The organism is Psychrobacillus sp. FSL W7-1457 (genome assembly GCF_038593405.1).
Lineage (GTDB): Bacteria > Bacillota > Bacilli > Bacillales_A > Planococcaceae > Psychrobacillus.
In genome coordinates this window covers 107,024-118,021 of record NZ_CP151993.1, presented here as the reverse complement: position 1 = coordinate 118,021, position 10,998 = coordinate 107,024, and the positions used below count along the sequence as shown (strand labels likewise).

Sequence of the window (10,998 nt, the reverse complement as noted above, 5' to 3'; positions counted from 1 at the left end):
TATCTATTTTATCATTTAAGGAGGACAGGTTATATTAACTTGCCGAGATTTCATATAAAGTTAAATAGTAAATATGTAAAGATTATGATTAAAAGGAGGATTTTTTATATGTCACCAGAAACTTATCAATTGATAGCCATATCTATCTATATGGTTGCCATGCTTGCTATCGGATATTATTCGTATAGAAAAACCGTTAATCTGACTGATTATATGCTAGGAGGACGTTCACTCGGCCCAGCAGTTACCGCTTTAAGTGCAGGAGCTGCTGATATGTCTGGGTGGCTCCTAATGGGATTACCAGGAGCAATCTATCTACATGGTATGGGAGAAGCTTGGATAGCGGTTGGTTTAACAATTGGAGCGTATTTAAACTGGCTATATGTAGCACCACGTTTACGAGTATACACACAGGTTTCCAACGATTCCATTACTATTCCAAGCTACCTAGAAAGTCGCTTGAAGCAATCTTCACGCTTGTTACGAGTAGTATCAGGTCTCATTATTCTTTTATTCTTTACTTTTTATGTCTCATCCGGAATGGTTGCTGGTGGAGTATTTTTTGAAAGCTCATTTGGACTAGACTACCATACTGGCTTGTTAGTTGTATCAGCGGTTACAGTAGCCTACACTCTGTTTGGCGGCTTCCTAGCCGTTAGCTATACGGATTTCCTACAAGGTCTTCTTATGTTTCTCGCACTAATTTTCGTTCCCATTATTGGCTTATTTGCAACTGGGGGAATAGATACAACTGTAGATTCAATCAAGGCGGTTAATCCAACTCATTTAAGCCTGATCGCTGGTACTACAACTGCAGGGATTATATCATCCTTAGCATGGGGTCTTGGTTACTTTGGACAGCCCCATATTATTGTTCGCTTTATGGCTATTAGTTCAGTAAAGGAAACAAAGAATGCTCGTCGCATTGGTATAGGGTGGATGATTCTAAGCTTAGTTGGAGCTATTTCCACTGCTCTTGTTGGACTAGCATATTACCAACAAAACCCTAATCTAACTCTTACTGATCCAGAAGCTATATTTATCTCCCTTGGCCAAATTGTGTTCCACCCATTCATTGCAGGTCTTGTGCTTGCTGCTGTTTTAGCAGCCGTTATGAGTACAATCTCGTCTCAGCTAATCGTTACTTCCTCTGCATTAATAGAGGACTTGTATAAAGCATTTATAAAAACAGATGCTTCTGATCGAACATATGTAAATTATGGTCGTATCGCTGTACTAGCAGTATCCATAATTGCTGCTGTGCTTGCTTGGGAACAAAACGAGACTATTTTAGGCCTTGTAGCTTTTGCATGGGCGGGCTTCGGTGCGTCATTTGGTCCAGTCATTTTACTTTCACTTTATTGGAAAAAGATTACTGCTACCGGCGCACTTTCAGGTATGGTCGTCGGTGCTGTAACCGTTGTGATCTGGAAGGCTAACGAAACGCTTAAAGACGCATTATATGAAATAGTTCCCGGCTTCCTTTTAGCTCTGATTGTTACGGTGGTGGTGAGCTTGTTAACCTACAAGCCTAACGCTGAGATTGAAAAAGAATTCGATGACACCGTTCAACTATTAAAAGAAGAGCGTAAAAAATAATAAGTAAAGGGCTAACCTCACACTGCAGGTTAGCCCTTTTCTATATATTGTCCTATATGATACTTGTCATAGTGTTGACTTGACGTTTATGCCTACTCCTAATACCAGCATTGCTTTATAGTTAACATAACGAAATATGTATATAGGAGGAATTATAATGAGTAGAGAAAAAACACTTGAATTACGTAAGAATGTAAAACCATTTGAAAATTCCGAGTTGAAGAAAAGCATAGTACAGCTCATCAATACAATTCCACCATTTTTTATCCTCTGGTTTTTAGCCTATTTAAGCCTCGACATTTCTGTATGGTTGACTGTTGGATTATCCATCATTGCTGCAGGATTTGTCGTTCGTATATTTATTATCTTCCACGATTGCACACACGGATCTTTCTTTAAAAATAAAAAAGCTAATAATATAACAGGAACTATTACAGGTATCATCACCTTATTTGCATACGAGAAGTGGAAGCGCGAGCATAACATTCATCATGCAACTAGTGGTAATTTAGACAAACGTGGCGTTGGTGACATTTGGATGATGACAGTCGAAGAGTATATAGAGGCTTCACCGATGAAGCGCCTTTCTTACCGACTATATCGTAATCCAATTGTTATGTTTGGTTTAGGACCTGCCTTGTTATTTCTAGTAAGTAATCGTATTAACCGTAAAGGCGCTAAAGGAAAAGAGCGCTATAACACGTATCTGATTAACATTTCAGTGATTGCTATTTATTCTTTCATGATTTGGCTAATTGGCTGGCAAGCATTTGCCATTATACAGGGAACTATTCTTTTTGTAGCAGGAGCATTAGGGATTTGGTTGTTCTACGTACAGCATCAGTTTGAAGATTCCTACTTCGAAGATGAGAAAGAATGGGATTATGTAAAAGCTGCGATTGAAGGAAGCTCTTACTACAAATTACCAAGAGTGCTACAATGGGTAACAGGCAACATTGGTTTCCATCACGTTCATCATTTAAGTCCAAGAGTACCTAATTACAACTTAGAAAAAGCACATGAATCTACACCACCTTTACACAAAGCTACAACTATAAATCTTCGTACAAGTTTACAATCTATTCATTTCCGTTTATTTGATGAAGAGAACAAAAGCTTTGTAACCTTTAAAGAGATTAAGCATTTGCTTAAACAATCTAAAGATGCAATTAATCTAAATGCTAAAAATAAAACAATCGAAGGAAAATAGACCTCTCTTAAAACCATTCCTTATCCACTAGGGGATGGTTTTACTTTATAATAAAAGAAAGTGTATATGTGAAAGGTGTCTGTTAAATGAATAAATGGTATCAGATTTTCCCTAAAGCTCCCTGGCTAAGTATTTATGCTTGGGTTGTATTTTGTATCTTTCCTTTTTTCTTTATCTTTCGTTCAAACGAGCTATCTGAAATCATTATAGGTCTGCTCTTTACAGGAATATTCTTTCTTGCATACCGTCTTTCTTTTAAGTCGACAGGTTGGTTTTTATATGTTTGCTTAGCTATTGAAATAATAATTAGCTTATTGATGACCTATTATTATGGCTATATTTACTTTTCTATCTTTCTTTCCTTTTTTATCGGGAATATTACACAAAGATTGGGCTTTTTCTTAATATATAGCCTAAATATTGTCTCCACCTTAACTGCTGTCATTATCGGCTTTTATATAAAAATAGAACTATTTTTTTCTCAATGGCCATTTTTGGTTATATGTATACTTGGGGTAATTTTATTGCCTTTTAGTACTTATAATCGTCATAAGCGAGAAATGCTAGAAGGCCAACTAGAAGATGCTAATCAGCGTATTGCTCAATATATGGTTATAGAAGAACGCGAAAGAATAGCAAGAGACCTACATGATACACTCGGCCAAAAGCTTTCATTGATAGGTTTGAAAAGCGACTTAGCTGGAAGGCTAATGGATAAGGACCCTGAAGCAGCTAAGCATGAAATCCAAGATATTCACCAAACAGCTCGTTCTGTTTTAAAAGAAGTACGTGAGCTCGTTACGAACATGCGTGGTACTAAATTAGAGGATGAGATTTATAGAGTGCAGCAAATACTTAATGCAGCAGGTATTTCTTGTAAGTTTAGTGGCTCCCTTCATCTTGTTAAAACACCGCCAATTGTTGAAAATATGCTAAGTATGTGTCTGAAGGAATCCGTGACTAATGTTGTAAAGCATAGTGGAGCCACTGCCTGTTCTATTTCATTAAAGCAGTCAGCAAGAGAAACATTATTAAAAGTACACGATAATGGAAAAGGCTTAGATCTTAGTAAGGACTGGATTAAAGGTCATGGATTGCAAGGTATTAGGGAGCGTCTGGAATTTGTTAATGGTACCCTCGATATTTATTCAAAAAACGGTACAACAATTAATATCAGAGTACCAAATGTAATATTACAAACACGGCAGGAGGATTAGACATGATACGAATTGTCATCGCTGAAGATCAACGAATGGTTTTAGGAGCACTTGGATCTCTTCTAAATTTGGAAGAAGACATGGAAGTAATAGGTAAAGCAAATAACGGAGAGGAAGCTCTGGCTCTTATTAAGCAGCTTCAACCTGATATTTGTATTATGGATATCGAAATGCCTATTAAAAGTGGGCTGGATGCAGCGGAGGAATTAAAGGATCACACATGTAAGGTAATTATATTAACTACCTTTGCTCGATCTGGCTACTTTGAAAGAGCGCGAAAAGCAGGAGTCAATGGTTATCTCTTAAAGGATAGTCCAAGTGAGGAGCTAGCTAATTCCATCCGAATAATTATGGATGGACGGCGGATCTATGCTCCCGAATTAGTTGATATGGCCTTTGAGGAAGAAAATCCTTTAACAGACAGAGAGAGTCAGGTTCTTGAACTGATCGCCAATGGAAAAAATACAAAAGAAATTGCAAACGAGTTATACATTACTCCCGGTACTGTACGAAACTATATATCAGTAATATTAGAAAAACTTCAAGTGGGTAACAGAATTGAAGCAATATCTCGTTTTAAAGAAAAAGGATGGTTTAAATAATCGTTGATTTACCAGTTACTTTTTTCCATATTTCACGTCTAATACTTTAATAACAATACCGTTGCTTATGCAATGTTTGAATGTATGATCCTTTATTTAAAAGGAGGAGAGTGAAATAAATGAAAAAGAAGTTTTTGGTTCTGTCTCTTACTCTTATTGCATTGCTGTCCATTTTAGTCATATTTTTGCCCAATTTGTTTAGTGAGGTTGAAGCTCCTAGTAAAGAGATAGTTGAGGAAAATCAACAACCTGATCCGAAGGGGTCTGCATATGAACCCTCTAAAAAACAAGTCGATTACACGATTACCTTTGACGAAGATATATATAAGTTAGTGGAAGGTGATCAATCGGATACCATTACTACTAAAGTACCCTTAGAAGAAAAATATCCAGAGGTTTCATTAAAAATAGAACAGATAAATGATCAATCCCCTGAAGAACTACTTCCCATTCTCGAGACACAAATGAGTGTTGACTATACCAGCCCTAAAGAAACGGAGAAGGTTTCTGAACCTGTGGAAGGATACTGGCTACATGCCATTAACCATGATTCAGCGGGGCTAACCAACTGGGATAGTCCTGTTGGTGATATCTACATCATAGATAATGGCGTTGGAGGTAGCTTTGTTGTTACACAAAAGTACTTTCTAGAGGCAGCAGAAGGACATGGTTCGAATTTCCGATCTATTTTAGAGACCTTTCAAATAGTTGAAAAGTAATTATTTGTAGCGAGTAGGAGGACGATAATCGTACCGACACTCGCTTTTTTTATTTAATTCGAAGATTACAATTCAAAAAAGGCACTATCTGTTTGAAATGAACAGATAATACCTTTAAAAACAAATCACCTTTACAGAGTGTGCTTATATACTTTTTAATGTAGCTACGATTAACTCTGGAGTGTTAAAGACTCTAATAGGAACCAAGCTATTCCCTAAACCACGACTAACAATCATAGTCGTTCCGTTTTCTTTAAATGTTCCCGCAGTGAATTTTGGAAACCACCCCTGTCCTGGCGCCACCAACCCGCCTAACCCTGGGATTCTAAATTGACCTCCATGCGCATGTCCTGAAAATACTAAATCCATTTCAGAGTTAACATAATCCTGAAATACCTCTGGTCTATGAGATAACACCAGGGTATAATCCTCGCTGCTTTCAAAGTTCTCTAGCTGATCACGAACAAGCAAACCACTTAAAGGATCTTCAAGTCCGATAATACGCATTTGCTCTCCATTATATTCAATCATTTCTTCCTCATTAGTTAAAACACGTACACCAATTTCCAGTAAAGAAGTTTTAATATGATTAACATCATTTGTAGCAATTTCATGATTTCCAGTAACATAGTAAATCGGTGCTATACTAATAATTTGATTGACTAGATCCAGACTACTTTGTAAGTCATATCGATTGCTGTCGATTATATCTCCCGTGATAAAAATAATATCCGGGTTTACATCCTTAATCTTATGTACGAGTTTTGCTTGGTTGTCACCAAATTTGGCATCATGTAAATCGGATATTTGTAAGATCTTCCAATCATTAAAACTAGCTGGAATCTTCTCTGACTCTATCACGACTTCGTTTATACTTACTCGAGTGTTCCCTATGTAAAGTAGCACAGCTAATATCACTACTAATAAAAAAATCCATTTTTTCATCTAAAATCTCCTAGTCTATTTGCAAAAAACGATACCTCTGAGAAATTTAATAAATCCCCATAAATGAATGGGGATTGTTAAATTTTGTCGGTTATTATAATTTCCCAGGAAATAAGTGCTAATAATTTACACCTTGAAATGCAGCGAGGAAGAATACTATTATAACAATATATATTATTATAACTAACCCTATAGAAATAGCCATCCAAATAAGTGATGCTCGAGCAAAATTACGTCTTGGGTCTGGATTACCAAATCCCCAAATGAATAACATAACCAGATTAACAATAGGAATAGCCATAATCAGCATCGTGATGATCCATTCCATTACAGTCATCTCAGTTGACGTTTTTATTGGCGATCCATCTTTATAATGTAAACGCTCCTCTTCATACGTATTCACATACAATCCTCCATCCTATTATAGTTTACATGATAAAATCACGTCTACTTCCATTTTACGTCATAAAAGGGAAAATAGTCATCTAATAGATGACTATTTTTAAATTTTCATCATACTCATTGGAGTTACAATTCCTATTAGTTGGTTACTCAGTTTTCCATCCTTAGTAATTAGCAGTGCTTCTAATCTCTTTCCTCGTCCAATTGCTGATTTAAAAACTTCTAGCGCCTCATACACGGACATCTCTGCTTCAACAAAGCGGTGATTCTCTCTATTACTTTCATGCTTCAGAATTTCACCCAAGGTTGCTTTTTTTCTCGAGAAATTCTCTGATTCTACTTTACTCGCCATCCACATAGTAATTCCTACAGGTGTGATAAGACCTTTAAATTTATCCCCATTATACACAGGAAATTGATTGTATTTCTTATCCTTAATAACCTGAAGTGCATAGCTTAAAGAATCTGTTTCCTGAAAGGTAGTTACTTCTCCGGAGAACATATTCCCTACTGTGACGGGCTTGCTTAATGCCTCCTCGATTTCTTCCATCTTTGCTACTACCTCTTCATGAGGTTCTGCTATCGCATATTCCATAGTTGTACGATGGTGCACGATTGCGTTTCTTAAGTCTCCATATTCTCGAAGGTCTGCTTCATATCGTCTTAGTACAGCGTTTTTTTTCTTAGCGAAATCGATTAACCTAAAAAAGGATAAGTGTTCCTGAGTACCGGCTATATCTCTCATGATTTTATCTAATCTATTGTAAGAAGTGATAAAACGATCCGAGTTACGTAATGTCATATATAAATCTCCTCGAATTATATTTTAGATTTCCAGACGTTGTTTTTGGTAAAAAAAACTGCCCCAATGAATAAGAAGCTGATTGCTAATACCGTAATTAAGATACTCCAGATATATGAGCTACTTTCAACATCACCGTTCAAAACATAACCAGCATACATTGGCAACTTCCATGGTGAGATAGTCCAGTATGTGCCTAGCAGCCCATCTATAACCTGAACAATTATTACCAACACAAAAGACACGGTAGAAGCCATTCCAGTTGATAAGGCAGCACTAGTAAATAAAACAATACTAATCACGAATAAAAGCCACAGAACATAAATACTAGTAAATTCTATAAAACTTAAGAAATCTATCACTCCAAAAAGTATGGATGTATAATATAAGCTAGCTACTATTCCTAAAATAAAACTACCCAAAACAATTATACTCAAGATTGCTAATTTACTTCCTACATAACCTGTAAATGAAAGTGGTCGAACGTATAATAAAGTTGCCGTGCCATTCTTTCGTTCCCTTGAAATAATACCTGAAAAAGCTAGAATAACTACTAACATACCGATTAACTGATATTGACTAATGGTGGACATTAATATTTGTTCAGAGGTCATTGAAGGAAACTCGATGACTGTTCCTTCAGGTAAATTTCCAACAGAGCTTAGGATTTGAGGCATGTAATAGTTCATGACAGGCTCTGTAATCCCAAAAAGAATAAATACAAGGGGAATCCAGAGAATCTTAAAATTACGGATGTTTTCTCTCCATTCCTTTTGAAACAAAATAAAAAATGTATTCATTGTTTGTTCACCACCTGCATAAATATTTCTTCGAGATTAGCTGATGCCTTCTCTACCCTTTGAACAGACCAATCTCCTACAGACGCATATGCTAAAATCTCTTGCATTCGCGGTTCGTTTTCCCTTATAGGAATGCAGGCAGAAGACCCTTTTTGTGTCACATTCCACGGGGAGCTACTTGCAAAATCTTTAGCCTCTTCTTCTAAGGAAAAGATAATTTTAATCATAGGATTTGCATATTTTTCGCGTACATCTGATAATGAGCCTTGCTCTACCAGCTCACCATTTCTCAAAAATAATAGCTGATCCGTCATTTCTTCCGCATCATTTAAAATATGAGTCGAATAAAGAATAGTAGTTCTTTCTTGAAGTTCCTTTAAAAGATTTAAAATCTCTCTTCTGCCTACTGGATCCAATGCAGAAACTGGTTCATCTAATAAAAGAAGGGATGGATTATGTACAATTGCCTGTGCTAATCCTAATCGTTGTTTCATCCCTCCAGAAAACGTACCTGTTTTTTTCTTTTTAACATTTCCGAGCCCCACAAAATCTAAGATTTTTTCTGACTCCTTCACGGCAACTCTAGCATCTACCCCACTTAACTTTGCAGTCATCTCTGTAAATTCAATTGCAGAAAGCCATGAGAAAAACTTAGGATATTGAGGTAAAAAACCTATCATCCTGCGCGCGTCCTCCTTATTATTCTCCAGAATAATATCGCCAAACGATGGATTTACTAGTCCTGTAAGCATAGAAAGTGTAGTTGTTTTACCTGCACCATTGGGACCGATTAAGGCTGTAGAAGTATTTTTCATTAATGAAAAGGAAACATCTTTCACTACTTTTTCTCTTCCATATTGCTTGGTTAATGATTGAACAGTTAGTAATGTATTCATTCGTTACGTCTCCCCACTATGAAATAGATAATAGAACCTATTATTCCTGATATGAAAATAATTATTGCCCAAAGCCACTTAGGACCATTTGTGTCGTATACCTTTATCAGATCTACAAAGGCAACAATCATTAAAATGAATTGTAAAATAATAATGGGTAATATTAATTCCCAAGGTATTGTTGAAAGATCCAATATGATTCCTCCTTTTTTTAATTTCCAATTACAGCATATATAAAAGAAAGCTTTCACAAACTATGTTATAATAGCAAATTGGGGGGTGAATTGAATGGAAATTGTAATAAGAAAAGCTATTAAAGCAGATGCCAAATCATCAGTTCCACTAATTATGGAAGCTATCGGTGACATTTCGATGCAAATGACTGGAGAAACTGAAGAATCAGCGATCACCCAGGAGTTCATTCACTTATTTACTCAAACTAGCAATCGTCATTCCTTTTTAAATACATACGTTGCAGAAATGGATGGTCAAATTGCTGGCGTACTAGTTTTTTATACTGCTGAACAAGCAGTTACTTTGGATGCTAATTTAGAGCAGTATCTTTCAGCCAAAAAGGGAACACAGGTGACGATAGACAAAGAGACGCTACCTGAAGAATGGTATATAGATACTGTAGTGGTCGATCCAACCTATCGTGGACATGGTATTGGAACGAAGCTGTTAAATTTTGCTGAACAAGTAGTCAAAAATAATGGTGGCGGGAAACTCTCCTTGAATGTAGAAACTGAGAAAGAGGCTGCAATCCGCTTATATAATCGTCTAGGATTTGAAACTGTATGTCCTTGGACCATTATTGGCGAGCCTTTCTATCACATGGTGAAAACGGTAGGCCCCTGATTGAAGGAGAAGCAAGGTTATGAAATTATGGATCTACCCCTTAATGGTTGTCTTCGCAGCCAGCTGTTACGGGACTTTATCAACTATGGTGAAATTAGCAATTGGACAAGGATATACAGCTTCAGAAGCTGTTTCTAGTCAATACATTGTTGGTTTCCTACTAGCGTTAGTCATCTATGTGGTGACACAAAGAAAAATACCACGTCTGTATGGCGGGTTTAAAATTATACTGTTAGCAGGGATTTTTACAGCAACTACGGGTATTGTCTATGGACAAGCCCTTATATATTTACCAGCCTCCCTAGCAGTAGTGATGCTCTTCCAGTTTACGTGGATCGGTACTTTGATTGATTGTATAATAAGAAAAAGATTACCTTCTCGAGCGGAAGTTATCTCCCTTGTTATTTTATTCGCCGGTACATTGCTAGCTGCAGGGGTATTAGATGTCGATTTGAGTGGAATTGACTGGAGAGGCTGGGTATACGGTTTCGCAGCAGCAATTTCCTTCTCACTTAATATGAACATTAATACTAAACAAGTAGAGGGAATGAATACTACTACTCGTTTACTTTGGGTTTCCTTTATCGCCGCTTTAATGATCTCTGTCTTCCAAAGTCCTGAAATCATGTGGAACGGTAAACTGTTTACGGAATCTCTACTTTACTTGGGACTAGGCTTAGGATTACTAGGTATCATTATCCCTATTTATTTCTTCGTAATCGCTGTACCAAAAGTTGGCGGCGCAGTTTCATCTATTCTAAGTGCAATGGAATTACCAGTAGCTGTAATGGTATCTGTACTTGTGTTAAGCGAGGCACTTACTTGGTTACAAGTTATCGGTATCCTCATTATACTGATAGGTATGTGTATCCCAACGATTGCAGATATTCGAAGAAAGCAAAAGCAACAAAAGCCTATTGTGTAGGTTGAAACGCTGAACTCACCGTT

The 10,998-nt window shown here is 36.8% G+C and carries 13 protein-coding genes; 7 read left to right on the top strand and 6 right to left on the bottom strand.

Going from position 1 to position 10,998, the window contains the following annotated elements; translation table 11 throughout:
* The first annotated feature begins 108 nt into the window (after positions 1 to 108).
* The 5 genes from putP (at position 109) to NSQ95_RS00605 (ending at position 5,347) form a co-directional block, all read left to right on the top strand.
* Entirely contained in the window at positions 109 to 1,599 is a 1,491-nt protein-coding gene (gene putP, locus NSQ95_RS00625) for a sodium/proline symporter PutP (protein ID WP_342560115.1), read from the top strand.
* A 157-nt stretch (positions 1,600 to 1,756) separates the two neighbouring features.
* The gene (locus NSQ95_RS00620) at positions 1,757 to 2,809 is read left to right on the top strand and encodes a fatty acid desaturase (RefSeq protein ID WP_342560114.1); all 1,053 of its coding nucleotides are present in this window, start codon (positions 1,757 to 1,759) and stop codon (positions 2,807 to 2,809) included.
* An 86-nt stretch (positions 2,810 to 2,895) separates the two neighbouring features.
* Positions 2,896 to 4,026, top strand: a complete 1,131-nt coding sequence (locus tag NSQ95_RS00615; RefSeq protein WP_342560113.1) for a sensor histidine kinase — start codon at positions 2,896 to 2,898, stop codon at positions 4,024 to 4,026.
* A 2-nt stretch (positions 4,027 to 4,028) separates the two neighbouring features.
* Positions 4,029 to 4,628 carry a response regulator transcription factor gene (locus NSQ95_RS00610; RefSeq protein WP_342560112.1) on the top strand — a complete coding sequence of 200 codons (600 nt, stop codon included), beginning with the start codon at positions 4,029 to 4,031 and terminating at the stop codon, positions 4,626 to 4,628.
* 119 nt (positions 4,629 to 4,747) lie between these two features.
* Positions 4,748 to 5,347, top strand: a complete 600-nt coding sequence (locus NSQ95_RS00605; protein ID WP_342560111.1) for a hypothetical protein — start codon at positions 4,748 to 4,750, stop codon at positions 5,345 to 5,347.
* A 144-nt stretch (positions 5,348 to 5,491) separates the two neighbouring features.
* Here the strand turns inward: NSQ95_RS00605 and NSQ95_RS00600 are convergent, their stop codons facing one another.
* The 6 genes from NSQ95_RS00600 to NSQ95_RS00575 all read right to left on the bottom strand — a co-directional run bounded on the left by NSQ95_RS00600 (position 5,492) and on the right by NSQ95_RS00575 (position 9,386).
* Complete coding sequence (locus NSQ95_RS00600; RefSeq protein WP_342560110.1) at positions 5,492 to 6,292, bottom strand: metallophosphoesterase; 801 nt, start codon at positions 6,290 to 6,292, stop codon at positions 5,492 to 5,494.
* Between the two features lie 118 nt (positions 6,293 to 6,410).
* Entirely contained in the window at positions 6,411 to 6,695 is a 285-nt protein-coding gene (locus NSQ95_RS00595; RefSeq protein WP_342560109.1) for a hypothetical protein, read from the bottom strand.
* Between the two features lie 99 nt (positions 6,696 to 6,794).
* Positions 6,795 to 7,496 (bottom strand): CBS domain-containing protein, encoded by a 702-nt coding sequence (locus NSQ95_RS00590; RefSeq protein ID WP_342560108.1) that lies wholly within the window; start codon positions 7,494 to 7,496, stop codon positions 6,795 to 6,797.
* A 17-nt stretch (positions 7,497 to 7,513) separates the two neighbouring features.
* On the bottom strand, positions 7,514 to 8,296 hold the full coding sequence (locus tag NSQ95_RS00585; protein ID WP_342560107.1) for an ABC transporter permease subunit: 783 nt from the start codon (positions 8,294 to 8,296) through the stop codon (positions 7,514 to 7,516).
* On the bottom strand, positions 8,293 to 9,192 hold the full coding sequence (locus NSQ95_RS00580; protein ID WP_342560106.1) for an ABC transporter ATP-binding protein: 900 nt from the start codon (positions 9,190 to 9,192) through the stop codon (positions 8,293 to 8,295). Before NSQ95_RS00580 ends, NSQ95_RS00585 begins: the two co-directional genes overlap by 4 nt.
* Entirely contained in the window at positions 9,189 to 9,386 is a 198-nt protein-coding gene (locus NSQ95_RS00575; RefSeq protein WP_342560105.1) for a PLDc N-terminal domain-containing protein, read from the bottom strand. Before NSQ95_RS00575 ends, NSQ95_RS00580 begins: the two co-directional genes overlap by 4 nt.
* 94 nt (positions 9,387 to 9,480) lie before the next feature.
* On the opposite strand from NSQ95_RS00575, the gene NSQ95_RS00570 reads away from it, so the two are divergent.
* Together NSQ95_RS00570 and NSQ95_RS00565 are read left to right on the top strand one after the other, a co-directional pair.
* Positions 9,481 to 10,050 (top strand): GNAT family N-acetyltransferase, encoded by a 570-nt coding sequence (locus NSQ95_RS00570; protein WP_342560104.1) that lies wholly within the window; start codon positions 9,481 to 9,483, stop codon positions 10,048 to 10,050.
* Positions 10,051 to 10,069: 19 nt separating this feature from the next.
* Positions 10,070 to 10,975 (top strand): DMT family transporter, encoded by a 906-nt coding sequence (locus NSQ95_RS00565; RefSeq protein WP_342560103.1) that lies wholly within the window; start codon positions 10,070 to 10,072, stop codon positions 10,973 to 10,975.
* The last annotated feature ends 23 nt before the right edge of the window (positions 10,976 to 10,998 follow it).